At 66.5% G+C, this 25,241-nt stretch carries 18 protein-coding genes and 1 tRNA gene; 8 read left to right on the forward strand and 11 right to left on the reverse strand.

From position 1 onward, the window contains the following. Nucleotides 1–9: 9 nt before the first annotated feature. The 5 genes from HMI58_RS04670 to HMI58_RS04690 all read right to left on the reverse strand — a co-directional run bounded on the left by HMI58_RS04670 (nt 10) and on the right by HMI58_RS04690 (nt 5,668). Nucleotides 10–990, reverse strand: coding sequence for a ribose-phosphate diphosphokinase (locus HMI58_RS04670; protein WP_019483222.1), 981 nt, complete (start codon nt 988–990; stop codon nt 10–12). Then, complete coding sequence (gene glmU / locus HMI58_RS04675; protein ID WP_171618316.1) at nt 987–2,558, reverse strand: bifunctional UDP-N-acetylglucosamine diphosphorylase/glucosamine-1-phosphate N-acetyltransferase GlmU; 1,572 nt, start codon at nt 2,556–2,558, stop codon at nt 987–989. The genes HMI58_RS04670 and glmU overlap by 4 nt, the downstream gene beginning before the upstream one ends. A gap of 92 nt (nt 2,559–2,650) precedes the next feature. Further along, nucleotides 2,651–2,722 (reverse strand) — tRNA-Gln (locus HMI58_RS04680). Between the two features lie 97 nt (nt 2,723–2,819). Next, on the reverse strand, nt 2,820–4,628 hold the full coding sequence (locus tag HMI58_RS04685) for an ATP-binding cassette domain-containing protein (protein WP_171618317.1): 1,809 nt from the start codon (nt 4,626–4,628) through the stop codon (nt 2,820–2,822). A 65-nt stretch (nt 4,629–4,693) separates the two neighbouring features. Further along, entirely contained in the window at nt 4,694–5,668 is a 975-nt protein-coding gene (locus tag HMI58_RS04690; protein WP_171618318.1) for a 4-(cytidine 5'-diphospho)-2-C-methyl-D-erythritol kinase, read from the reverse strand. Nucleotides 5,669–5,797: 129 nt separating this feature from the next. Here HMI58_RS04690 and HMI58_RS04695 point away from each other — a divergent pair, with 129 nt between their 5' ends. From HMI58_RS04695 to HMI58_RS04705, 3 genes are read left to right on the forward strand one after another with little or no spacing between them, the layout of a single operon-like run. Beyond that, nucleotides 5,798–6,634, forward strand: coding sequence for a hypothetical protein (locus HMI58_RS04695; RefSeq protein ID WP_171618319.1), 837 nt, complete (start codon nt 5,798–5,800; stop codon nt 6,632–6,634). Next, nucleotides 6,634–7,083 carry a phage holin family protein gene (locus HMI58_RS04700; RefSeq protein WP_171586428.1) on the forward strand — a complete coding sequence of 150 codons (450 nt, stop codon included), beginning with the start codon at nt 6,634–6,636 and terminating at the stop codon, nt 7,081–7,083. The genes HMI58_RS04695 and HMI58_RS04700 overlap by 1 nt, the downstream gene beginning before the upstream one ends. Further along, nucleotides 7,080–7,667: a DUF3618 domain-containing protein gene (locus HMI58_RS04705; RefSeq protein WP_171586429.1), complete on the forward strand. Its 588-nt coding sequence runs from the start codon at nt 7,080–7,082 to the stop codon at nt 7,665–7,667. The genes HMI58_RS04700 and HMI58_RS04705 overlap by 4 nt, the downstream gene beginning before the upstream one ends. A 93-nt stretch (nt 7,668–7,760) precedes the next feature. On the opposite strand, the gene rsmA is transcribed toward HMI58_RS04705, so the two are convergent. Next, nucleotides 7,761–8,666, reverse strand: a complete 906-nt coding sequence (gene rsmA / locus HMI58_RS04710; protein WP_171618320.1) for a 16S rRNA (adenine(1518)-N(6)/adenine(1519)-N(6))-dimethyltransferase RsmA — start codon at nt 8,664–8,666, stop codon at nt 7,761–7,763. A 65-nt stretch (nt 8,667–8,731) separates the two neighbouring features. Continuing rightward, entirely contained in the window at nt 8,732–9,661 is a 930-nt protein-coding gene (locus tag HMI58_RS04715; protein ID WP_171618321.1) for a TatD family hydrolase, read from the reverse strand. Between the two features lie 268 nt (nt 9,662–9,929). Here HMI58_RS04715 and HMI58_RS04720 point away from each other — a divergent pair, with 268 nt between their 5' ends. The 3 genes from HMI58_RS04720 to HMI58_RS04730 are packed head-to-tail and all read left to right on the forward strand — an operon-like array spanning nt 9,930 to nt 14,789. After that, a complete protein-coding gene (locus HMI58_RS04720; RefSeq protein ID WP_225667908.1) occupies nt 9,930–10,898 on the forward strand; it encodes a MoxR family ATPase in 969 nt (322 codons plus the stop codon). 7 nt (nt 10,899–10,905) lie between these two features. After that, complete coding sequence (locus tag HMI58_RS04725) at nt 10,906–12,363, forward strand: DUF58 domain-containing protein (RefSeq protein ID WP_171618323.1); 1,458 nt, start codon at nt 10,906–10,908, stop codon at nt 12,361–12,363. After that, nucleotides 12,360–14,789, forward strand: coding sequence for a DUF3488 and transglutaminase-like domain-containing protein (locus HMI58_RS04730; protein ID WP_171618324.1), 2,430 nt, complete (start codon nt 12,360–12,362; stop codon nt 14,787–14,789). The genes HMI58_RS04725 and HMI58_RS04730 overlap by 4 nt, the downstream gene beginning before the upstream one ends. Nucleotides 14,790–14,818: 29 nt before the next feature. On the opposite strand, the gene HMI58_RS04735 is transcribed toward HMI58_RS04730, so the two are convergent. Next, the gene (locus HMI58_RS04735; protein WP_171618325.1) at nt 14,819–16,300 is read right to left on the reverse strand and encodes an NAD-dependent succinate-semialdehyde dehydrogenase; all 1,482 of its coding nucleotides are present in this window, start codon (nt 16,298–16,300) and stop codon (nt 14,819–14,821) included. A gap of 172 nt (nt 16,301–16,472) precedes the next feature. Further along, entirely contained in the window at nt 16,473–17,312 is an 840-nt protein-coding gene (gene rsmI / locus HMI58_RS04740) for a 16S rRNA (cytidine(1402)-2'-O)-methyltransferase (RefSeq protein ID WP_171618372.1), read from the reverse strand. 353 nt (nt 17,313–17,665) lie between these two features. On the opposite strand from rsmI, the gene HMI58_RS04745 reads away from it, so the two are divergent. Continuing rightward, the gene (locus HMI58_RS04745; protein ID WP_225667907.1) at nt 17,666–19,147 is read left to right on the forward strand and encodes a glycosyltransferase family 39 protein; all 1,482 of its coding nucleotides are present in this window, start codon (nt 17,666–17,668) and stop codon (nt 19,145–19,147) included. Nucleotides 19,148–19,191: 44 nt separating this feature from the next. After that, on the forward strand, nt 19,192–21,015 hold the full coding sequence (locus tag HMI58_RS04750; RefSeq protein WP_171618326.1) for an AMP-dependent synthetase/ligase: 1,824 nt from the start codon (nt 19,192–19,194) through the stop codon (nt 21,013–21,015). Nucleotides 21,016–21,333: 318 nt separating this feature from the next. Here the strand turns inward: HMI58_RS04750 and HMI58_RS04755 are convergent, their stop codons facing one another. Both HMI58_RS04755 and HMI58_RS14925 read right to left on the reverse strand, forming a co-directional pair. Beyond that, a complete protein-coding gene (locus HMI58_RS04755; protein ID WP_318779132.1) occupies nt 21,334–22,701 on the reverse strand; it encodes a DUF222 domain-containing protein in 1,368 nt (455 codons plus the stop codon). Nucleotides 22,702–23,374: 673 nt separating this feature from the next. Continuing rightward, nucleotides 23,375–25,150: a TIGR01906 family membrane protein gene (locus tag HMI58_RS14925; RefSeq protein WP_318779131.1), complete on the reverse strand. Its 1,776-nt coding sequence runs from the start codon at nt 25,148–25,150 to the stop codon at nt 23,375–23,377. Nucleotides 25,151–25,241: the final 91 nt, after the last annotated feature.

Consider the following 25,241-nt stretch of genomic DNA (forward strand, 5'->3'; position numbering starts at 1 on the left):
GAACCGGCCCTAGGCGTTGCCGTCGAACAGGCTGGTCACGGAGCCGTCGTCGAAGACTTCCCTGATAGCCCGGGCGATCAACGGGGCAATCGACAACACGGTGAGCTGCGGGAACCTCTTCTCCGAGGGGATCGGCAGGGTGTTCGTCACCACCACCTCGCGGGCGCCGGACTCGGAGAGGCGGCGGGCTGCAGGGTCCGAGAAGACGGCGTGGGTGGCAGCGATGATCACATCCTTGGCACCTGCGTTCTTGAGCACCTGGACGGCCCCGGAAATGGTGCCACCCGTGTCGATCATGTCGTCGATGAGCACGCAGGTCCGACCCTCGACCTGGCCCACCACCTGCTTGGAGACTGCCTGGTTCGGGACCGTGAGGTCCCGGCTCTTGTGCACGAACGCCAGGGGCGATCCGCCCAGCCGTTCAGCCCACTGCTCGGCGACGCGGACCCGGCCGGTATCGGGCGAGACCACAGTGACGTTGTCGGCGTCGACCCGGGTGCGGATGTAATCGGCCAGCAGCGGAATGGCCATCAGGTGATCCACCGGCCCGTCGAAGAACCCCTGGATCTGCGACGTGTGCAGGTCAACCGACATCAGCCGGTTGGCTCCAGCGGTCTTGTACAGGTCGGCGACCAGCCGGGCGGAGATCGGTTCGCGGCCGCGACCCTTCTTGTCCTGCCGGGCGTACGGGTAGAACGGGGAGACCACAGTGATGCGCTTGGCCGAGGCCCGCTTCAGGGAATCGATCATGATCAGCTGTTCCATCAGCCAGTTGTTCAGCGGCGCGGGATGAGCCTGGATCACGAATACGTCGGTGCCGCGCACGCTCTCCCCGGAGCGGACGTAGATCTCGCCGTTCGCGAAGTCGTAGGCGGAGATCGGGAGGAGCTCAGTGCCAAGCGCTGCAGCGATCTCTTCCGCCAGTTCGGGGTGGGCCCGGCCGGAGGCCAGGACCAGTTTCTTTTCGCCGCGTGCGGTGATCTCACTCATGAACGGTCGCTTTCGTCTGTGGTGCCTGGGGTCGTGCCGGAGGTGCTGGGGAGGTCGGAAGCGGCGAGTGTGTCAGGCGCTGCGCCCTGAGCCGTGGCCGCAGCTGTCGCGGCGGCGGTGCCGGGCCGTTTGGCCTGGACCCAGCCTTCGGCGGTCCGTTGCGGTGCAACGCTGATCGCCAGGGCACCGGCGGGTACGTTGTTGCGCACGACGGCGCTCGCACCGGTGTACGCGCCGTCGCCGATCACCACGGGGGCCACGAACACCGTGTTGGAACCGGTCCGCACGTTGCTGCCGATGACGGTGCGGTGCTTGTTCACGCCGTCGTAATTGGCGGTGATGTTGCCGCAGCCGATGTTGGTGTCCTCGCCGATCTCTGCGTCGCCGGCGTAGCCCAGGTGGGACAGTTTGGAGCCGCGTCCGATCGTCACGTTCTTCGTCTCGTAGAACGCACCGATCTTTCCGTCCTCCCCGAGAACCGTCCCTGGCCGCAGGTAGGTGAACGGGCCGACGGCGGCGCGAGCGCTGATGTGCGCGCCCGAACCGTGGGTGCGCAGTACACGCGCCCCCTCCCCGACCACAACATCGGTGAGGGTGGTGTCCGGGCCGATGACGGCGTCGCGGGCGATATCGCAGGCGCCGTGAAGTTGGGTGCCGGGGAGAATCGTCACGTCCTCAGCCATCTGCACCGACGTGTCGATCCAGGTGGTGGCGGGGTCGATAATCGACACACCGGCCCGCATCCAGCGGGTGAGGGTACGCCGGTTGAGTTCGGCGCCCAGCGCAGCAAGCTGGACCCGGTCGTTGGCCCCTTCGACCTGCCACGGGTCGTCCGAGACGACGGCTGCCACCCGGCCGCCCTGGCCGGAGGCGATGCCCAGGACATCGGTCAGGTACATTTCGCCCTGTGAGTTGCCGGCGGTCACAGATTTCAGCGCATCGCGCAGGGTCGCCGCGTCGAACGCGTAGATTCCCGAGTTAATTTCATTGATGGTGCGCTGGGCGTCGGTAGCGTCCTTGTGCTCGACGATCCCGGTGACGGTGCCGTCGTCAGCACGCAGGATACGGCCGTAGCCGGAGGCGTCGCCGAGCACCGCGGTCAGCACTGTGACGGCGTTGGCCCCGCCGATGTGCTCCTCAATCAGCTGGGCGAGCGTGTCGGAGGTCAGCAGGGGCACGTCACCGTAGGTCACCACGACGGTGCCCTGCAGGGGTGCGCCAGCCTCGTCGTCGAGAGCGTCAAGGGCCACCTGGACGGCGCGTCCCGTCCCGGGCATGTCATCCTGGTCGACGATGAGTGCCTGCGGATCCAGTTCGGCGATGTGGCCTGCCACGCGATCGCGTTCGTGCCGGACGACGACGGCGAGGGCCTCAGGCACGACACCGCGGGCAGCGGCGACAGCGTGCCCCACCATTGACCGTCCGCCGAGGGTGTGAAGGATCTTCGGGGTCCGGGACTTCATTCGTGTTCCGGCTCCGGCGGCCAGCACGATGACTGCTGCTGGGCGTTTAGCGCCTGCCTCGGGGATCTGTTCCTGAGGGTGGGTGTTTGAGGTCTGCGGACCCATTGAGGAGACACTCCTGCCTGTAGTTTTCACTGTCAACCGGAAAAGTACAGGCTCACACCGGCAATACTACCCGCGGCAATACTTTCCGATTGTTCCGCCCATAGGATTCGAACCTATACTCCACAGCTCCAAAGGCTGGGGTGCTGCCATTACACCAGGGCGGACTGTGCCAACCGGGCCCTGTCGGGTCCCGGACGCACGGTTATCCAGTTTGCCATGAGTCGGGGGCTTCCTGCGACTTGGAAGCCCCCCGTCGTGGCGCTACTTCCCGACGACCTCGGCTGCGGCAAGCCACTGCAGCTCCAGGTCCTGCTGCTCGGCCTGGACCGCCTGCAGTTTCGTGTTCAGCGTGGCCATCTTGTCGAAGTCGACGTCGCCGCCCGCACCGTCGTTCATTTGCTGCTGGATACGTTCCACCTGTGCTGCGGCCTTGCCGAGCTGGCGTTCGATGCGGGTCAGGTCCTTCTTCGCCTGCCGAGTCTCTTCGGAGCTGTACGCGGGGCTCGATCCGGCGCTGGCCTGGGCATCGTCAGCATTGAGGGGGGAGGCACCTGCTCCGGATTCCGCTGCACGACGCAGTTCGAGGTACTGGTCCACTCCGCGCGGCAGGTCACGCAGCTTGCCGTCGCCGAGCAGCGCCATCTGCGAATCGGTGACCCGCTCCAGCAGGTACCGGTCGTGGGAGACGACCACCAGGGTTCCCGGCCAGCCGTCCAGGACGTCCTCGATCGCCGCCAGGGTGTCGGTGTCCAGGTCGTTGGTGGGTTCGTCGAGCATCAGCACGTTGGGCTCGCCCACCAGGAGTCGGAGTAGCTGCAGCCGGCGGCGTTCGCCACCGGAGAGGTCCTTCACCTTGGTCCACTGCTTCGCGTTGGTGAAACCGAGTTGCTCCACCAGCTGGGTGGCTGACACCTCGCGACCGCCGACGCTGAAGACGCGTTTCTCCTGCTCGATGACCTCAGTGACGCGCAGGTGCTCCAGCTCGTTGAGCTCCTTGACTTCCTGGGAGAGGACCGCCGTCTGGACCGTCTTGCCCTTCTTCACCTTGCCGGCGTCGGGGCTCACCTCCCCGTTCAGCATCCGCAGCAGGGTGGTTTTGCCTGACCCGTTGACGCCAACCAGGCCGAGTCGCTGGCCGGGGGCGAGGCGCAGGGTGATGCCGTCGAAAAGTGTCTTCTCTCCGAGTGCGAGCGAGACATCCTCAAGGTCAAGGACGTCCTTGCCCTGCCGGGCCATCGCCATTTTGCTCAGGGCGAGGGAATCGCGCGGCTCGGGCACATCGGCGATCAGCGCGTTGGCTGCCTCGATCCGGAACTTCGGTTTGGCGGTCCGCGCGGGCGCACCGCGGCGCAGCCAGGCCAGTTCCTTCTTGACCAGTTGCTGCCGCTTGCCTTCGACTACTGAGTCCATCCGGTCACGCTCGGCGCGCGCGAGCACGTAGGCGGCGTAACCGCCGTCAAAACCGTCGACGACGCCGTCGTGCACCTCCCAGGTGCGGGTACAGATTTCGTCGAGGAACCAGCGATCGTGGGTGACGACCAGCAGCCCGCCGTCGCTCGGGCGCCAGCGCTCGGCCAGGTGGCGGGCCAGCCAGGCCACGCCCTCCACATCGAGGTGGTTGGTGGGCTCGTCGAGCATGATGACGTCGTCGTCCCCGATCAGGAGCTTGGCCAGCGCAACACGCCGCTTCTGCCCACCGGAGAGCGAGGAGACCTTGGCGTGCCAGTCCACTTCAGCGACCAGACCACCCATCACGTCGCGGATCTTGGGATTGGAAGCCCATTCGTGGTCGGCCTGGTCGCCAACGATCGCTTCGCCGACGCTCAGGTCGCCGTCCAGGACGTCCGTCTGGTCCAGGTAACCCACGTGGACGTCACGGCGGCGCGTGACCCGGCCTTCGTCGGGGGTGGCGCGCTGCGCCAGGAGGCGCATGAGGGTGGACTTGCCGTCACCGTTGCGGCCGACCATCCCGATCCGGTCGCCGTCCTCGATGCCGAGGGAGACGCCGTCGAGAACGGTGCGGGTGGCAAACGTGACGCTGACGCTTTCAGCGCCCAGAAGATGTGCCAAGGGTGTACTGCTTCCTGATTGTGGAGGGATGAATGGCTTGAGCTGGCCCCTGCAAGGGCCACGGGTCAAGCGGTGTAGTCGTTAACAATTCTGGCACCGTGCACCGGACCGTGCACTGCCGTGGCGGTCAGACCGCCCAGTGAGAGCTGCTCGGCGAGCGCTGCCGCGTGTTCTTCATCCTCGGCAAGGAACGCAATGGTGGGCCCTGATCCGGAGACCAGTCCGGCGAGGGCTCCCGCGTCAGTGCCTGCCTGCAGGATCGCGGCAAGCTCCGGTGCCAGCTCAAATGCCGCCGCCTGGAGGTCGTTGTGAAGGAGCTCGGCGAGCGCTACGGCATCGCCGGCGCGCATCGCGCTGAGGATCCGCGAGTCGATGTCCGGCGGGGTGGCCGGTTCGGTCCCGTCCCGCAGCCGGAGCTCGTCGAGCGTCCGGTAGACCTCGGGGGTGGACAGTCCAAAGGCGGACGTCACCAGCACCCAGTACAGGGGCGTCTTCGAGATCGCTGGAGTGAGCTGCTCCCCTACCCCAACTCCCACCGCCGTGCCGCCGACCAGCGCAAACGGCACGTCAGCGCCGAGGTCAGCTGCCATTTTCGCTAGCTCGTCCCGGGAGAACCCGCTGCTCCAGAGGGCATCGCAGGCCAGAAGTGTGGCAGCGGCATCGGCGGATCCTCCGCCCATCCCTCCGGCCACGGGTACTCGTTTGGTGATATCGAGCAGCAGCCCGGTGGAGCCGTCGCTGAGATCGGCGAGCAGGGTGGCTGCGCGTGCGGCAAGGTTGGTGGCGTCCAGCGGGATGCTTTCGACCGGCAGGTTAAGTGATCCCTGCCCGTTGACGGTGACCACGATGCCCGGCTCGGCCGTGACGGTCGCGGTCACCTCCTCATACAGGGAGACGGCCAGGTACACGCTCGCGACGCTGTGGTAGCCGTCCTCGCGAAGCGGGCCCACCCTGAACGAAACGTTGATCTTTCCGGGCGCGCGGACACGCACGCTCGCCGGAGCGCCGCCGAAGAGTCCTGCCGTTTTGCCTACCTCCATAGTCTCCAACCTAGATCACCCTGGGCTGAACCGGGAATCCTGCCGGCTTGCTACCGGACCATTGCACAAAGATAGTAAGCGTGCTTACATTACAGATTGTAAGCAGGATTACTATCCGAAGGAAGAACTATGACTACCCAGAATTGGTCAGAGGATCCCCTGACAGCTGTGCCCTCAGGCGAGCGTGTCCGGTCCGATTCACCAGCAGGCAACACACCGGTCGGTGGGAGCAACGGGTCCACCGGAATCAAGGATCAGGCGAAGGACCAGGCCAAAGAGGTGGGGCGCGACGGCCTGGACGCAGCCCAGGGTGTTGCCCAGACTGCGACCACCGAGGCAAAAAATGTTGCCGCTGAAGCCAGCACCCAGGCAAAGAACCTGCTGGGCGAACTGGGTTCGGATCTCAAAGAGCAGGCCGGCGCGAGCCAGCAGAAGGCTGCCGAGGGACTGCGCTCCATCAGTGATGAGCTGGTCTCCATGGCAGACAACGGGGACCAGGACGGCCCCGCCAACTCCCTGGTCCGCCAGGCTGCCCAGCGGTCGGGCGACGTCGCCGGCTGGCTGGAGGGCCGGGATCCGGGATCGCTGCTGGACGAGGTCAAGGACTTCGCCCGTCGACGCCCGGGTACCTTCCTGATGGTGGCTGCCGGAGCGGGCCTGCTCGCCGGGCGCCTCACCCGAGGGCTTACTGGCGCCGGATCGGACTCCCCGAGCACCACACCGGCCAACCCGGCCCCCGAGTACCCACCGACGGTCCCCGCGCAGCCTGCGGCAGGATCCTTCCCGGCTGCTACCGCGACCACCCCCGCGACCGAAACGAACCCGGTGGTGGACAACGGCCTGACCTCGGCCGACGATGCCCGGGGAACCTCGAACGATCCGCTGGCCGACCCGATCGCCGCCGAGCCAGTCATTGTTCCGGGCACCCGCACCCAGGACGAACGACTCGATAGGGACCTGCGCTAATGAGTGGCATTCACACCGGAGGACCCCAGGCGTACGAACCGCCACCCACCACGGCAGAGGAGCGGGCGGCCAACGAGTCGCTGGGATCGCTGCTGAGCGATGTGAGCCGCGACCTGTCCACCCTGATGCGTCAGGAGCTTGAGCTCGCCAAGGCTGAACTGCGTGAGAGCGGCACCAAGGCAGGCAAGGGCGTGGGCATGTTTGGCGGCGCCGCCATCGCCGGGCATTTCGTGCTGTTGTTCCTGTCCCTGGCGCTCATGTGGGGATTGGCTGAACTGGTTGGCCTGGGTTGGTCTGCGGTAATCGTCGCAGTCATCTGGGGCATCATCGCCGCCGTCCTCGCCCTGACCGGCAAGAAAGAACTCAAGAGCGTGCGCGGCCTGCCGGCTACCGCCGCAACCGTCAAAGACATTCCCCCCACTCTGAAACCAGGTGAGAAGACCCCATGAACCAGACCCCAGAACAGATTCGTGCAGACATCGAACGAACCCGCCGGGAGCTTGGCACCGACGTCGACGCCGTCGCCGACAAGGTCAGCCCCTCCAGCATCGCCCAGCGTCAGGGCGACAAGGTCCGCAACGCAGTCGGCGGCCTGAAAACCTCGGTCATGGGATCAGCGGACCATGCGTCCGCTGGCACCCGGTCGGCAGCGCAGAACGCCAGCGACGCCGTGCAGGACGCCCCCCAGCGGCTCACCCGCAAGACCCAGGGCAACCCGCTGGCTGCCGGGCTGATCGCCTTCGGCGCCGGCATGCTCATCTCCTCGCTGATCCCGGCGAGCGAGAAAGAGAAGGAAGCCGCGGCTGCGCTGAAGGAGAAGGCTGAGCCCCTCACGAGCAGTGTCACCGATGCGGCCAAGGCTGTGGCCGAAGATCTCAAGGAACCGGCACAGCAGGCAATGGATTCGGTGAAGGAAACAGCCACCATTTCTGCCAACACTGTGAAGGAAGAAGGCGCATCGGCCGCGGCCGATGTCAAGGGCAAGGCCCAGGACGCGAAGGACAACGTCCAGAACGAGGCCAGCCGCTCCTAGCAGCGGCTGCTCGTTAGAGCCAGCTGCTGGTGTGGCGTGCTGGCCCCGGTCCGCACGCCACACTGCCCTGCACTGCTATCCCGGTTCCCGGGATCAGACGCGACCCGGCTGATCCTCGGGGGGTGGCAGCTGCTCCGGTTTCGCTTCGGCGATCCGGGCGAAGGCGGCAATGTCGAGCATTTCCCCCCGCAGGCTCGGGTCGACGCCAGCCGCCGCAAGGGCCTCCCCCGCCAGCACTGAGCTTCCGGCCCACCCGGCGAGCGCCGCGCGGAGGGTCTTGCGCCGCTGGGCGAAGGCCGCGTCGATCACGGCGAAGACCTCACGCCGGCTCGCCGACGTCGCCGGCGGGTCATGCCTGACAAATCCCACCAGACCTGATGCGATCTTCGGAGCCGGCCAGAACACGTTCATCCCGATCACGCCGGACTTGCGCATCGTCGAGTACCACGCAGCCTTAACCGAGGGCACCCCATAGGTTTTGGATCCCGGTCCGGCGGCGAGCCGGTCGGCAACCTCGTCCTGGACCATGACCAGCCCATGGCGCAGCGACGGGAAGTTCTCCAGCAGGTTCAGCACCACCGGCACCGCAACGTTGTAGGGCAGGTTGGCCACCAGTGCTGTCGGCGGGTGTGGGAGCTCAGTGACACGCATGGCGTCGGCGAGCACCACGTCGAGGTTTGCCGCGGTATCCGGACGCCAGCGGGCCACCGTCTCGGGCAGCCGTGCAGCGAGCACCGGGTCGATCTCCACCGCCACCACCCGGCGGGCGGCATCCAGCAGGCCCAGGGTCAGCGAGCCAAGACCGGGCCCCACCTCGAGCACCGTCTCCTCGGGACCCAGGTGGGCGGCAGCCACGATCCGGCGGATGGTGTTCCCATCGATGACGAAGTTCTGGCCCAGCGTCTTGGTGGGGCGGAGATCCAGGTCGGCGGCGAGGCGGCGGACGTCACCGGCGCCAAGCAGGGGCTGGATCGGCTGGGGATTGGAGGGCGCAGTCACCTAAGCCATGGTAGTCGTGCGACGCGCCCGCTGGTCACCCAGCCGTGTTCACTCCCCCGGTGCCTTTAGGCATCAGTCCACTGGCCGTATACCCGGCGGGTGTTGTCGGCGATCGACTGGCAGAGCCTGGCCAGGTCGGTGTCCAGCACGTCCGCCATCGACCGGACCGTGTACGGCACCAGGTACGGCGCGTTGGGGCGCCCGCGGAACGGGTGCGGGGTCAGGAAGGGGGCGTCGGTTTCGGTGAGCACCAGCGACGGGTCGGCAATGCGCAGCGCGTCCCGCAGGTTGTCGGCGTTCTTGAACGTCACGGTCCCGGCGAAGGACATGTACCAGCCGTGCTCGTTGCAGATCCGGGCCAGTTCCGCACCGCCGGAGAAGCAGTGGAAAACCACCCGCTCGGGTGGACCTTCGGACAGCAGGGTGGCGACGACGTCGTCGTGCGCCTCCCGGTCATGGATCTGGAGCGCCAGGTCCAGCCGTTTGGCAATGTCGAGGTGCCGGCGGAAGGAGTACTGCTGGCTCTCGAGTCCGGCGGCGGCGGTCCGGTAGTAGTCGAGCCCGGTCTCGCCGATCGCCCGGACCCGCGGGTGGGCAGCCAATTGCTCAATCTCCGTGAGCGCAGCCTCAAGACCGCCCTGTTCCGCTAACAGCGGGGCGTCGTTCGGGTGGATCGCGACTGCCCCCAGCAGGCGGGGCTCCTGGTCGATGGCTTCGACTGTAAACCGGGACGATTCCAGGTCGCACCCCACCTGCACTGCACCGCACACACCCACCGCTTCGGCCGCGTCGAGGGCGGCACTAACACTGACCAGTGGCAGGCCGCTGCGGAAGTCGAGGTGGGTATGGTTGTCCATCACGGGAACGGGCAGCGGTTCGGGTGCTGGCGGGTACTGCTGCTTCTGGCTTCGCCCGCCCGCGTCGGGTACGCCGCCGTCGGGAGTCGTGCTGGGCGGCGCCGGTTGGTACGCCGCCGGAATGGCTGTATGAGGCATGACTCAACCCTAACCACCCGCGAAGTGAGTGCGGAACTTATCCCCACGGCCGCAAGTTGTCCTAGTAATCTGTACTCAAGCAGTTGCTGCGTGCCCCACGGCCGAACCGGCCGTGGGCGTATCCGACCAGGGCTGACCGACTCAACTGCACACCGGGGTGCAGTGCTCGCGGAAGGTTCGCATGGACGCCCACAACCAGTACGCCTCACCGAATGCCTCAGCCAACGTCACCACTGATCGTGACGACCCCTCAGGTGAGGCGCGCACCATGTCCGGTGAGCACTTCGACCAGCTGGCGGGCCGGATCCTGGGGTCAATCAACACGGTGATCGACGGCAAACCGGAAGCCGCGCAGCTGGCCCTCACGGTGCTGCTGGCGCAGGGCCACCTGCTGCTGGAGGACGTACCGGGAGTCGAAAAGACGCTGCTGGCGAAGACACTCGCCCGGACCATTGACTGCACGGTCAACCGCATCCAGTTCACGCCGGACCTGCTGCCCTCGGATGTGTCAGGGGTGTCGATCTACAACCAGGACACCCACCGGTTCGAGTTTCGGCCGGGCCCGGTGTTTGCCAACATCGTCATCGGCGATGAGATCAACCGTGCCTCCGCCAAGACGCAGTCGGCCCTGCTGGAATGCATGGAGGAACACCAGGTGACCGTCGACGGCGGCACCTACCGCCTGGGCGAGCCGTTCATGGTGGTGGCAACCCAGAATCCCATCGAGATGGAGGGCACCTACCCCCTGCCCGAAGCGCAGCGGGACCGGTTCATGGCCCGGATCTCCATGGGGTACCCGGACCGGAACGCCGAACTGCAGATGCTGCAGACCCACCAGTCGGTGTCGCCACTTGATGCGGTCCAGCCGACCGCCAACGTGGCCGACATCGCAGCGATGATGGAGCGGGTGCGCAGCGTCTACGTCTCCCCCGCGGTGCGGGAGTACACGGTGGCCATCGGCCACGGTACCCGCGGGCACCACCAGTTGCGCCTGGGCGCCAGCCCTCGCGCGCTGCTGCAGCTGCTTCGGGCAGCAAAAGCGGGGGCGGCGCTACAAGGCAGGGATTTCGTGTTGCCCGACGACGTCGCGGCGGTGGCCGAGCCGGTCCTGTCGCACCGCCTGATCCTGGATCGGAAGGCGCTGAGCACCGGGGAGACCCCCCAGTCAGTGGTGGCAGGAATCCTCGCAAAGGTTCCGGTGGAACGCACCGCGTCGAACTCCTACGTTCGAACCTAGGACCGCCGTGCGACTGCTGGCCAACCTACCCTCCCGGGTCCTCACCTCGCGCGGGTGGGGGCTGGTCATCACTGGTGTACTGGCGCTGCTCACGGCCCAGGTCCTGGGCCGCCGGGACCTGCTCTACGTCGGCGTTCTCCTTGTCTGCCTTCCGCTCCTGTCAGTGCTCATGCTGCGGCTGATCAAACCCCGGTTTACGGTTGAGCGGAAGTTTGCCCCGCAGACAATGGAAACCGGATTCACCTCCACTGTCACCCTGTCAGTCAGGTCCAGTGGCCCGCTCAGTGGGACGGTGGTGATGCAGGAAAGGATCCCCGCCCGCTTCGGGGAGTCACCGGAGTTCCATTTCCCCTCCCGCCATCCCAGCGCCCAGGGTGCCAGCCACTACGAGTACCGGCTGCGGTCCTCCTCCCGCGGCGTGTACGACGTCGGTCCGGTCACCGCCGCTTTCACCGACCCGTTCGGGTTGGGAACCTCCCGGCATACCCTGGGAGGCACTGAGCGGCTGGTCGTCACGCCCGCGCCCCTGGACCTGCCGCATTCACCGCTGACCGGTGCCCGCGGGGCCGACGGGTTCGCCGCGACCCGGCGCAACGCCAACCCCAGCGACGACGACGTCATGACCCGCGAGTACCGTGCCGGCGATCCGATGCGCCGGGTCCATTGGGCCGCCACCGCCCGCCACAACGAACTGATGGTGCGCCAGGAAGAGTCGGTCACCACCCCGGAGGCCACCCTGATCCTCGATCAGCGGCAGGCCCGCTACAGTTCCGGCTTCCATTCGGCCTTCGGCGTCGAAAACGACGACGGCACGTCCCTGCTCTTCTCCCCCGGATTCGAATGGGCTGTGGTCGCCGCCATGTCCATCACCGCGCACCTGCTTGAGCGGAACTATGCCCTGCGGTTCGTCGATGAGACGGGCGCGCCGGCACTGCGTTCGTCGGTCTCCGCCCCCTGGCCCGACGACGAGGAGCACCAGGGCCAGACCGGTATCCACAACGTCGCCGAAGGGCTGGCGGCACTGGAACTGTCCCCCGATCCGGCGAAACGAACGACCACCCGGCGCACGTCACGGCGCGCCGCCAGTCCGTCACGGTCATCCCAGGCCGGCCCGAACCGGTTCACGCCGTTCGGCGACCCGATGATGGATAAGCTGGCGACCTACAAGCACCGTGGCCCGTTGCTCGCCATTCTCGGTGCCATCACAGCGGCGGAGGCGCGCGACCTCGCGGCGGCGGCCGAATTCGGTTCGACGTCGTTCGCGATCCTCGTCGCGGACCGGCCGCAGGACCTGCACCCGGTGATGGAAATCCTCCGCGCCGCCGGGTGGCACGCGGTAGCAGTGTCCCCCTCAGCCGACCTGACGGCGGCCTGGACCTACTTCGACTCCCCCGGCGCTGCCAGCGCATCGACCGCCAAGACCACTGTGCCGTCCGCGGGCGGCTGGACCGGAGGGCGGGCATGACCTCGACCCTCCCCCGCCCCGCCACACCGACGCAACGGGTCGAGCCCCGCTCCGGTGGTCGGCTCCGCAGGGATCAGCGGCATTGGCTCTCGACGGCGGCCGTGTTCGCCGCGGTGATGCTGACCTCGCTGAACCTGCACTCGGTGCTGTTCGGGTGGACCTGGCTCAACCCGCTGGCCTTCACCGTCGGCGCCGTACTGCTGGTCATGGGGGCGGCGCGGAGCGCCCGCCTGCCCGCAGCCTTGGTCCCGGTTGCCGGGCTCGTGGCGCTGGTGGGTGCGCTGGTGTGGCAGTACTTCCCCGGGCAGAGCGTCTTCGGCATTTTTCCCGGCGAGGGCGCCGCTGGCCGGCTCACCGTCCTGCTCAATCACGCAGAAAACACGGTGGTATCCCAGGTGGCCCCGGTCCTACCGGGCACCGGGATCTTCCTGGTGGTCTGCGCCGCGATGGGCCTGATCAGTATTCTTACGGACACGCTGGCCACCACGCTGCGGATGCCCGCCACCAGCGGCCTGGCGTTGCTCGCGATCCTGGTGGTGCCTGCCGTGGTGCGGCCGCAGAGCGTCGGGGTACCCGGCTTCGTGGCGGCCGTCGTCGGCTTCCTGATCCTGCTCGGCTGCAGCCAGTGGCGGGATAGCCAGGCCACCGGAGCGTCGCGGGACGCCTCTGGCGGGCGGCTCGCCCGTGGACTGTCGATCGGCGCTGCGGCCCTCGCGGTGACCATCCTGGTGCCCCTCGCCATCCCCGGATTCAATGTGGGCCTGTTCCCCCAGGGCGCTCGGGTCAATCTCTGGGGCACCGCGACCGGGCTGAATCCGGTGGTGACGCTGGGAAATGACCTGCGGAACCCCACCGGTTTCGGCCGGATCACCTACGCCACGAATTCCCCCGAGGCCCTCTACCTGCGGGCGGTGACCCTCGAAGACTTCGACGGGGAGCGCTGGGAACCCGATCAGCGGCACAGCATCAGGCAGCCCGGGGTGGAGGAGATGGGCACCGACGAGGTGCGCGCCGCCATCGACGACGGCGTCGTCACCACCACGCGGATCACCACCGACACCTTCACCAGCCCCTGGCTGCTGGCGCCCTACGCTCCGGTGGGCTTTTCCAACCTGGCCGGACGCTGGTCATGGGACCCGCTGAACCACAGCATCATTGCGACCGACAATGGGTCGACAGCGCAGCAGGAGTACGTCGTGCGGAGCGCCGGGCCAGCGCTCACCCGGACCCGTTTGCAGGCCGTCGGCCCGGTAGCCGAGGGCGCAGTCGACGCCCAGTTCCTGAGCCTGCCGGACACCACCCCCGCCATCATCGAGCAGACCGCCACACTGTTGACTGAGGACATCGTCAACCCCTACGAGCAGGCGCTGGCAATCCAGAACTACCTTCGGGGGCCATCGTTCACCTACTCCGTGGATGCCCCGGTGGAGGGCGGGTATGACGGCAACAGCCTCGACGTCGTCGCGCGCTTCCTTGAATCGAAGTCCGGTTACTGCGTGCATTATGCGGGTGCGATGGCAGTGATGGCCCGGGTGGCGGGAATCCCCAGCAGGGTTGCTGTCGGGTACGCGCCAGGTACCCCGACCGGCGAAACGGTCTCCGGGCCTGACGGCGTGGAACTGACCGAGTTCACAGTCACCTCGCTTGACGCCCATGCGTGGCCCGAACTGTACTTTGACGATCTCGGCTGGGTGAAGTTCGAGCCAACCCCCTCCCGGGGCGTGGTCCCGGAGTACGCACAGACGGCGTTCGCGCCGGGTGCCCCCGCGGCCAACCCCGACAATCTGGACCCTGGCGGGAATCCGCTCACGGATCCGGGCACCACCGGCACTCCCGGTCAGGCAGCGGAGGACCCGCAGACCGAGGCGGAGACAGCTGAACGGGCCCGCGAAACCTCGACGCTCGTCATGGGCGTCCTGGTGGGAGGGGTGCTGCTGCTTTTCGTCCCGCTGCTGTTGCGGACGTTGCGCCGCCAGCGCCGTCGACGGCGCTTCACCGGAGCCGCAGGGGACGGCGCTGCGGCAGCACTGGCCTGGGCTGAGGTGGTGGATCTTGCCGCCGACTACGGCCACCCCGCCCTGCCCACCGACACCCCGCGGACGTTCGCGGCGCGGCTGTCCACCACCACGGGGATCGGCGGGGCTGCGGGGTCTGCCCTCGTCAGGCTCCGGACTGCCTACGAGGCCGCCCAGTATGCGGACCCCGCGTCGCTGGTTGTAGTCGCCGAGGGCGCCCCATCACCGGCCACCGGCCGAGGCGGTGGCCCGATGGTCCCCTGGACGGGGACCGCGCCAGGCCGGGCCGTACCTCTTGGCTGGGACGACGTGCAGGCAATTGCCGGGGCACTCCGCGACAGCAGTGGCAGGGCAGCCAGGATCAGGGCGCTCCTGCTCCCCCGATCATTGTCCGGGGACGCCCGGGGCTAGCTGTCCTGGGACAGCCAGCCCAAGGAACGTCAGGACGCCGTCGGATCGGCGATGCCGACGTACTGCGTGTAGAGGTACTCCTCGATGCCCTCGGAACCGCCCTCGCGTCCGAGTCCTGACTGCTTGACGCCGCCGAATGGTGCCGCCGCGTTGGAGACCACCCCGGCGTTGAGCCCGAGCATCCCGACATCCAGCCGTTCGCCGATGCGCAGCCCGCGGTTGAGGTCCCGGGTGAAGACGTAGGCCACCAGCCCGTACTCGGTGTCGTTGGCGAGGCGGACGGCGTCGTCCTCGGATTCGAAGGTGATGATCGGCGCGACCGGCCCGAAGATCTCCTCCTGCAGGATCCGGGATCCCGGCGCCACATCGGTGAGCACCGTCGCCTGGTAAAAGTAGCCGGGCCCCTCGACGGCCGATCCGCCAACGACTACCGTTGCGCCGTCGTCGACTGCCGCTGTGACCAGTTCGTGGACCTTGGTCCGGCTCTTCTCGTCGATCAGGGGGCCGAGGGTTGAGTTGTCCTCGGTGCCGCGGGCGGTCTGAAGGGTCTTCATTTTCGCCGCGAACTTCTCCGCGAACTCCCCGGCGACCGATGAGTGAATGATGAACCGGTTCGCTGCCGTGCAGGCTTCGCCCATGTTGCGGAGCTTCGCGAGCATCGCCCCGGCTACGGCGGCGTCGACGTCGGCGTCCTCAAAGACCACGAAGGGTGCGTTTCCACCGAGCTCCATGGAGGTGCGCAGCACGTTCTTGGCTGCGGCGGCCAACAGGTTGCGGCCCACCGGCGTCGAACCGGTGAAGGACAGCTTGCGGAGTCGCGGATCCTCGATCAGCGGTCCGGTGACGCCCTGGGCGTCGGAGGTGTGAACAACGTTCAGCACGCCCTTGGGCAGGCCCGCTTCCTCCAGGACGGCGGCGAACAGCGACGAGGTCAGTGGGGTGAGGTTCGCGGGCTTGAGCACCATGGTGCAACCAGCAGCGATGGCTGGGGCGATCTTGCGGGTAGCCATCGCGAGGGGGAAGTTCCAGGGAGTGATCAGCAGGCAGGGGCCTACCGGCTTCTTGTTGACGAGGATGCGGGTCTTGCCGTCGGGCGAGGTGGAGTACCTGCCGGTGGTCCGGACCGCCTCCTCGGAGAACCAGCGCAGGAATTCGGCGCCGTAGGTCACTTCGCCGCGCGCTTCGGCCAGCGGCTTCCCCATCTCCATGGTCATCAGCAGGGCGAAGTCCTCCGCCCGGGCGGTGACCAGGTCGAAGGCCCGCCGCAGGATCTCGCCGCGCTCACGGGGCGCGGTGCGGGCCCAGCTCTCCTGTGCGGCGGCGGCTGCGTCCAGCGCTGCCATCCCGTCCTCTGGGCTGGCGTCCGCGATGGTGAGCAGGGTTTCGCCGGTGGCGGGGTCCTCAATGTCGAAGGTCTTCCCGGTGGAGGCGTCCCGCCAGTGCCCATCAATCAGCAGTCCGGTGGGAACCTGCGCCAGAAGTTCCTGCTCACGCTGGGTGGTAACTGCCATAGTTGGTGCCTCCAAGAGGTTCTTCGTTGCGGGAAATCAAGTCGCGGCAGATCTGCCGCCTGGGCACCACGCTAGTCCCGCGCTTGTCAGGCTGTCCATGCCAGCCTGCACGGTCCCATCCGCTTCCCGCTGTCCGGGTGCACAACGCCGGCCCGGCGTCCGAGGGCCCCCGCTAGCGGGCGGCGATCACCGCCGCGTAGAGCTCCCGCTTGCTGATCCGCGACTCCTCGGCGACCGCTGCCACTGCGTCCTTGAGACGGATGCCCTGGTCCACGAGGGTGGCGACCGCTGCCACCCTGTCCTCCGGTTTCGCTGGGGCGGCTGGTGGTGCGCCGCCGACGACGACGGCGATCTCACCCCTCACCTCATTTTCTTCAGCCCATTCCAGGAGTTCCGCCAGGGGGCCCCGCAGCACCTGTTCATAGCGTTTGGTCAGTTCGCGGGCCACCGCCGCCGGACGGTCGGGGCCGAAAACCTGGTGCAGCGACCTCAGCATCACCTCCAGGCGGTGCGGAGCTTCAAAGAAGACCATGGTGCGTCGCTCGTCGGCCAACTCGGCGAGGCGGGAGTTCCGCTCACCGGTCTTGCGGGGCAGGAACCCTTCGAAGCAGAAACGGTCGGTGGGTAGCCCCGACAGGGCGAGCGCCGTCAGGACGGCTGACGGGCCGGGCGCCATGGTCACGGTGACCCCGCCGGCGATGGCGGCCTCCACCAGCCGGTAGCCCGGATCGGACACCGAGGGCATTCCAGCGTCGGTCACCATGAGGATGGTCTTGCCGTCGTGGACCTGTTCGAGCAGTTCGGCCGTCCGGCTGGCCTCGTTGTGCTCGTGATAGCTGATGATGCGGCCGGGCACTCTGATGTCGAGCGCCCTCAGCAGCCGTTGCAAGCGGCGGGTGTCCTCGGCCGCAACAATGTCAGAGGTTTGCAACAGCGACACCAGACGGGCTGACGCGTCGGCGGCGTTGCCAATGGGCGTCGCCGCCAGCACCAGCCGGCCACCGGGGTGGATGGTCCCGACGTCGGCCGCTGGCTCGAAATCCGGGTGGGACGCTTCGTCGCCGTCGGTGTAGCCGCCGTCGGTGTAGCCGCCGTCGGTGTAGTCGCCGTCAGAATCCGCTTCGTTCCCAGTGCTGTTCACCATCCCAGCGTAGACCCGCATCACCGGGGTCGGGATCACCTACTGGCAGTAGCATAAGCAGGGTGAGCCATACAGCCGTTACCCCACCACCGGTGGCAGCGGTGTCGGCTCATGGCTGGGTGTACACCCCCCGCACTGCCTATGACGCGCTGGTGCTGCGACGCCGCCTGCTGGGTGAGCGATTGCCGCTGGGGCTCCTCGGCTGGTTGTTGCCGTTGGTGGTCATGGTCATCGGCGGGGTGCTGAGGTTCGTCCGGCTGGGCGACCCGGCGACGCTGGTGTTCGACGAAACGTACTACGTCAAGGACGCCTACTCCTATCTCCTATCCGGCTACGAGCGGGAATGGCCCGAGGAGCCCGACGCCGATTTCAACAGCGGCAATACCGGGATCATCCTGAACAGCCCCGACTACGTGGTGCACCCGCCGGTCGGGAAATGGATGATCGCCCTGGGGATGGCACTGTTCGGTTCCGACAACCCGTTCGGCTGGCGCTTTTCGGCGGCACTGGTGGGGACGCTGTCCATCCTGATCATTGCCCTGATTGCCCAACGGCTGTTCGGGTCCCCCATCCTTGGTGCAGTAGCGGGGCTCCTGACAGCCGTCGATGGCCATCACCTGGTGCACTCCCGCACGTCCCTGCTGGACGTGTTCCTGATGTTCTGGCTGGTGGTCGCCTTCGGCGCGCTGCTGCTGGACCGTGATCGTTCACGGAAAAAGCTTGCCAAGAAGGTGTCGGCGTTGGCCGCGGCGTCCCCGACGGGGCGGCCGTCGGCGGCTGACCTGCTCTATGGGCCGTGGCTGGGGTTCCGGCCGTGGCGGATTGTCGCCGGTATCAGCCTGGGGCTCGCGCTCGGCACCAAATGGTCAGCAATCCCCTATATTGCGGTCTTCGGACTAATGACTGTGCTGTGGGACATGAACGCCCGCAGGATCGTCGGAGTGCACCGCTGGATCACGGGCGCCATCCTGAGGGACGGCCTGCAGGCATTCGTCTCGATTGTTCCCGTCGCGGCGCTGACCTATCTGGCGACGTGGACCGGCTGGTTCCTGTCTTCCGATGCGTACAACCGCCAGTGGGCAGCAGACCATCCGGCTCCCGCATGGGAATGGCTGCCTGCATCAATCAGGTCGCTCGCCGACTATCATCGCGCTGCCTACACCTTCCACGAAGGTCTCGGCTCCGAGCATCCCTACGAATCGACTCCCTGGTCCTGGCTGGTGATGGGACGTCCGGTGTCCTTCTACTACAAGGGCGATCTGGGGGCCGATGAAGGGTGCGCCGTCGACGCCTGCTCCCGGGCCATCTCCTCGGTCGGGAATCCGCTGATCTGGTGGTCGGCGGCGATCGCCCTGATCGTGCTCGTTTTCTATTGGGTGGGGCGGAGGGATTGGCGCGCCGGTGCCATCCTGGCGGGCGTCGCGGCTGGCTATCTCCCGTGGTTCCTGTACCCGGAGCGCACCACCTTCTTCTTCTACGCCATCGCGTTCCAACCGTTCCTCATCCTGGGCCTGGTGTACTGCCTGGGTCTCGTGTTGGGCGGTGCCTCCGACCGTCCCAGCCGACGGCGTCTGGGCCTGATCCTCGTCGGCGGGTTCGTGGTCGCGGGAGTATTGCTTTCTGCCTATTTCCTGCCAATCTGGACGGCAGAACTGATCCCCTATAACCAGTGGCGGCTCCGCATGTGGATGCCCAGCTGGATCTGATTTTGCGTCCTGGCGACGCACCTAGTGAAAGGTGAACCTCCCCCATGCGCGAATCATCCACCGAACTCCTGGTGAACCTCCCCGCGGACACCAACATCACCGACCTGCTCCTGGAGCAGCACCGCAGGGCTCCCGACGGCGCCCTGTACTCGGTGAAGAAGGGTGGTCAGTGGCAGGACATCAGCGCGTCCGAATTCCTTGACCAGGTGCAGGCCCTCGCCAAGGGCCTTATCGCGCGGGGGGTGCGCCCCGGCGACATGGTGGCTGTGATGTCAAAAACCCGGTATGAGTGGACCCTGGCCGACGTCGCCATCTGGTTCGCCGGAGCTGTCACTGTTCCGATCTATGAGACCTCCTCCGCATCACAGGTCGCCTGGATCCTTGAAGACTCTGCCGCCGGGATTATCTTCGTCGAGGACGATGCCAAGGCCGAGGTGGTGCAGACCGCGCTCGGTGGCACGGATTCGGATAACCGGTTGTACCTGATGAACAACGACGACGGCGGCGACACCTTCGCAGCGCTCGTCTCCGAGGGGTCGGCCGTCGGGGATGACGAGCTCGAAGTCGCCCGGGCCAGCCGCACTCTCGACGACGTTGCGTCGCTCGTGTACACCTCCGGGACGACCGGCGCCCCCAAGGGATGCGAAATCACCCACGGAAACTTCGCCCTGTTTGCAGTGAACACTCTCGAGTTCCTGCCGGAGCTGCTCCGCGAAAAAGACGCCCGGACGCTGATGTTCCTGCCGCTCGCGCATGTGCTGGCCCGGGCGGTCCAGGTGGTGTGCCTGGCTGGTGGGGTAAAGCTTGGACATACGGCCAACGCCGGCGAGCTACTGGACGACCTGTCGACCTACAAGCCGACGTTCCTGCTGGTTGTCCCGCGCATCTTTGAGAAGATCTACGCAACCGCGGAGCAGAAAGCCAGGGATGCTGGCAAGGGCCGCCTGTTCGAGATGGGTGCCGCCACCGCCGTGTCCTACTCCCAGGCTCTGGATACTGCTGCCCGTGGCGGCCGGGGGCCCTCGGTGCTGCTCAAGGCACAGCATGCCCTCTTCAACCGGCTGCTTTATCCCAAGCTGAGGGGTGTCTTCGGTGGCGAGGTGACCTACACGGTGTCGGGGGCAAGCCCGCTGAGTGAACACCTGGCGCACTTCTTCCGCGGGGCGGGGATCCAGGTGCAGGAGGGATACGGCCTGACGGAGAGCACGGCTCCCTGCACCGCGAACACCGTTGCATTGACCCGGGTCGGCAGCGTTGGCATTCCGATGCCCGGCACGACCGTGCGCATGGACACGGACGGCGAGATCCAGATCAAAGGCGTCGGGGTGTTCAAGGGATATCACAACAATCAGCAAGCCAACGCTGAAGCTTTTACCGACGACGGCTTCTTCAGGACCGGCGACCTTGGCCAGCTCGACGAGGACGGATTCCTGACCATCACCGGCCGCAAGAAGGACCTTCTGGTCACCGCTGGTGGGAAGAATGTGGCGCCCGGGCCGCTGGAAGAGAAGCTCCGTGAGCACCGGCTGATTGCCCACGCTGTGGTTGTGGGTGACGGTCGGCCTTTCATTGGTGCGTTCCTCACGCTCGACCCGGAAGCCGTGGCCGCATGGGGAACTGAAACCGGTCTCGGTGGTCTGACTGTCGCCGAGGCAGCATCACACGCCGGGGTGCGTGCCGAGTTGCAGTCAGCCGTGGACGAGGCCAACTCCCACGTCTCTGCCGCCGAGCAGATCCGCAAGTTTACTGTGCTCGACCAGGACTTTGGACCGGATTCCGGCTACCTCACCCCCACGCTGAAACTCAAGCGCGGAGCTGTTGTCGCAGACCTGGAAAGGGAGCTGGAGAGCCTCTACAGCATCTCGTGAGCCCGCTGCAGGTCACTCGGTCGGCAGCAGGCGAGCACCTGCTGTTCGATGAGGGCAGTGGAGGTCACGGCTGCAGTCGAGCGAGGGTGCGTTGGGAGGAAGCTGGCTGGGTTGGGGCTTCGCCGGTTAGGCGTTGACTCGGTGGTCTGCGCTTCGTAGGGCTTGCTACGGGACCGGGCACCAGGAACTTGAGCCACCGGGAGACGGGGCTGCCGCCAACTTCCGCAGATTCGGGACATGACCGCACTGCAACGTTGTCACCCCGGGACGGTTGGCCTTAAGAGTCTGCTGTTCGTTAGCTTGATCGTCTGCTGTTCTCTAGAAGGGTGGTGGGTCTTTCTTTGGTGCCGGTGGTGGGTCTGGTCGGGTGAGGTAGGTTTCGCCGGCGGGTGAGATGGCGATGATCATTCCGGGTTCGGGTTGTCGGTAGTGCCAGTAGCCTTCGGATTTGAGTTTGTGGTGCCGTTTACACAGCGCCGCCAAATTGCCGTAGCTGGTTTTCCCGCCTTGGGACCAGGGTGTGGTGTGGTCGAGTTCGCAGAACACCGCCAACCGGTTGCACCCCGGATGCCGGCACGTCCGATCCCTGACCCTGACCGCATCTTGGAGGTCTTTCGGTACCCGATAAGTAGTGACATCGGCCCCAAGCCTGGCCCCTGTGAACGGGTGGGTAAGGATCCTCGTGAACGAGGGGGCATGCCCGGCGAGTCTCCGGGCGGTGTCGGGGTCGATCGGCCCGTATCCTTCGAGTTCCCCCGGTGCGTCCCCGCCCAGGAGGGTCATTACCGGGACGGTGACGAACACCTTCGCCTGCACACCCCAGTAGGCGCCTGCACCACCGCGGCGAACCGGCTCGCCCACGGCGGTCGATCCGCCGTTCCCTGGCATCCCGTCCAGTCCGTTGATCCCGTCAACGACTGGTCCTCCGGTACTTATGTGCCCGGTGGCGCCGGCGCTGGTGAGGACGTCTGCGAGGACGTCGGCTCGTAATTGGGTGAGGGTGCGTGGTTCGTCGGGGCCTTGGAGGTGGCGGGCGGCGGTGTCGACGCGGTGGAAGATCCCGGCCGCCTGATCCACGGGTAGGTAGGCTTCGAGCCAGGCCATCCCGTCGTAGCTGGGGGTCAGGAACACCCCGCGCTCCTTCACCGCTCTCTTACGTCGGGTGGTGATGGTTTCGGGGTGGAGTTCTTCGCGGAGCCGGTTCGCCTGCTGCCGGAACTTCGCCACCGTCGTCAACGACGCCATCCCGATCAGCTGGCTTTCGAAGTCGGCGGTCACGGTGGGATCAGTGTCGGGGATGCTGGTGGCTTCCTCGACCACAGCCCACGCATGCCGTTTACTGAGCTTCCCGGCCTCCAACGCCTCCAGGGTGGCCGGGCAGTACCGGGTGAGCAGGGTGCTGTGCTCGACGAGGAACCCCGCCGTCCGTTCCGGTAGGTGCAGGGCTGCGCTGATCTCCGACGCGGTCACGGTTTTCTCGTAACCCCAGTCCCTCGGGTCGTGGCGGGTGTGTTCGGTTTGCAGGTCCAAGGCCCGGGTCACGACCTTGGCTTCCTGGGCGTCCAACCAGGACCTCGCTTCGTCGATGTCCTTCAACGCGTCCAACACCTGAGAGGCATCCAAACCACCCACAGCAGCCATCTGCAACTGCCCAGTCAGTGCGGGAGGTTCGCTACTGGAACGCACCCGTCCATCCGGGTCATCCCCGAAGTAAAAGAGATCCCACGCTTCAGAAAACAACCACTCAGAACCAGAACCGCCCGAATCTGGGCCAGAATCGGGCCCCGTTGATTCAGGGACAGTCGATTCTGGCCCTGTTGAGTCCGACCCTGTCGCATCGGGTCCTGTTGAACCGGATTTTGCCGGGTCCGCATCGTTCGGATCAGCCTCAGCCTCATCCGGATCCTTATCAGCCGCGGGCTCCGGCGGCTCCACGACCGGAGCCGTCCACACCGACTCAACACCCAACGGACCAGCCGACCCATACCTAGAAGAACACCCCGTAGAAGCTCCCGTGGACGTGTCCCCGGACGACTCCGAGCCAGCCTCCGCGGAAGACTCCCTGGACCTCTCCGCCGCAGTCTCCGGAGGAGCCCCTTCGGAAGTATCCGCCGCGGCCTCCGAGGAGGTCTGTAGACGTGTCCACGGACGTGTCTGAGGTAGCTTCCGCGACCCCGCTATCAGGAACGGAATTCGTGCCGGATCCGGGAGGAATCTCCGGTCCGGTAGAAGAAGCTCCGCTGCTTTCCATACCTCAAGTTCATCACCCGCCACCCCCAAAATAAGGTCCAATCAGGGGTGCCTAGAAAACTTTTCCTATTAATTTTTCGCCCGCCCAGAGGCGGCCCGACCCCTGCCCTTAGAGCGAGAGTGAGTCCAGCTGGCGCTGCCGGGCAGCGTCAGCTGCCAGGCGGGACTTCTGCCGGCGAGCCTTGGTAGGCCAGGTCAGAATGAGTGTGACCAGCGAGACGATCAGCACGAGCGCCGCCACGGTGATCGCGGCGTCCATCCAGAACTGTGCCGGGAAGAGCCTGATCAGCGTGTCGTCCATGCTGAACGTCCAGGTCCCGTCGGCGAAGAACAGGGCATGCACCTGGGTGAAGAAGGTCTGCCAGCCGAGGATGGCGGTCACCGTGAGGGCAATCATCAACACCAGGGTGGTCAGCGCCCCGGCGAAGAGACTGCGCCGAACACCACCCGGGTAGGTGCGTGCCAGGTGCCAGCAGGCGGCAATGGTGAAGACGAGCATTGCCAGCGCGACGGCGAAGCTGATCACCAGGACCAGCTTGACGTCAAGCATGTGGCCCACTTCGCTGTCGAGGAAGAGCTGGTCGCCGTCGGCGTTGACCAGCTCACCCAGGTAGCGAGGGGGTGCCCAGTTGAGGATGTAGTCCACTGTGTAAGAACCGTAGGTCATGCGGTCCTCGGCGGTGAACCCGAAGCCGTCTGAGGGGAATCCGGGGCGGTAGTACTCCACCCAGAGGAAGAGGGGGGTCGTGACGGCCCGGATTGCGGCCGCCAGGAGCATGATTGGGAAGAAGATCGCGATGAGAACTTGGAAGACCCTCGCCATCACCGGCTTTCCGGTCAGCGCGCCGTCTCTTTCGGCGGCACGACGGCGTGCCTCCTCCTCGGATGCCCTGGTGGACAGTGCTGCAGTTTCAGGCTCCGGGTAGTAGGGGTCGGACTCTGCGTCATCACTGCTCGTGCGGGTGTCGTTCTTGGCTCCGGCACTGGCAACCGCTGCAGCCGATACAGGCGCAGCAACCGACGTAGCGGTGGAGCTGTGCGAATCGGAAGCATCCTGGTCCTCGTCAGCGTCGTGAGAATCGGCTGCGTCGTGAGAATCGGCTGCGTCGTGAGCGTCTGGCTCGACGTTCCCTGAGGTTGCGGCATGGCCAACAGCACCGGTGGGTCCGGCGTGAGGATCGCCGCCGTCGTCGTCGGCGCTGTCGTGGTCGATGCTGCGCCGATCTGCGCCAAGGCCAGCCGCGCTCTCATCGGTGCTGTTCTCGTCAGTGCTGTTGTGGTTGGCGCTGTTGTGATCAGTGCTGTGCTCGTCGGCAATACCATCAGGGCGAGCAACGCCCTGGGTGTCCTGGGTATCGCCAGCGTTGGGGGAACCCAACGCATCAAAGGCGTTCTGCCAGTCCGCAATCGAGGTATCGTCGGCCTCGTCATGAGCGGGGCCAGTAGCCGTGTCGCTTCCCCGTGTCTCGTCCGCCGACGCATCGCTCGCCCGGGTGTCGTTCAACGGGGTCTCGTCCAACGCGGGCTCATTCGAAGAAGTGTCGCTGAGGGAGGTGTCGTTCGACGACAGGTCGTTCCCTGACTCGCCTGCCGGCCCGCCTGCCTGCTGGCTGTCCGCAGGCTCGCCGTCCGCAACTTCAGCCGTGCCCGACTTACCATCGAGCGGGTCATTCCCCTGGTCCTCGCCATCAGAGGTCCGGCCCTCGAACCGGCTGAGATCCGGCATGGTGCTTGCCTTGCGCATTGGCAGCGAACTGCGCAGCGCGATAGCGGGCTCGCCAGCAGGTTCGGTGGATTCGACGGGCGCTGGGGTGGCAGCGGCACTGGTCTCCGGGGAGGTTGCGTCAGCTCCGGCGTGCTGGTCGGTCTCGTCGTTCTGAGCCACTGGGTTATCTCCTAGAAAATTGCGCAAGTACTTACGTTCGAGCGTACCGCCGAACCCCGCTTACCTGCGGAGGCCGGACCGACGTCGGGCA

The organism is Arthrobacter sp. 147(2020), from assembly GCF_013116715.1.
GTDB lineage: Bacteria > Actinomycetota > Actinomycetes > Actinomycetales > Micrococcaceae > Arthrobacter_D.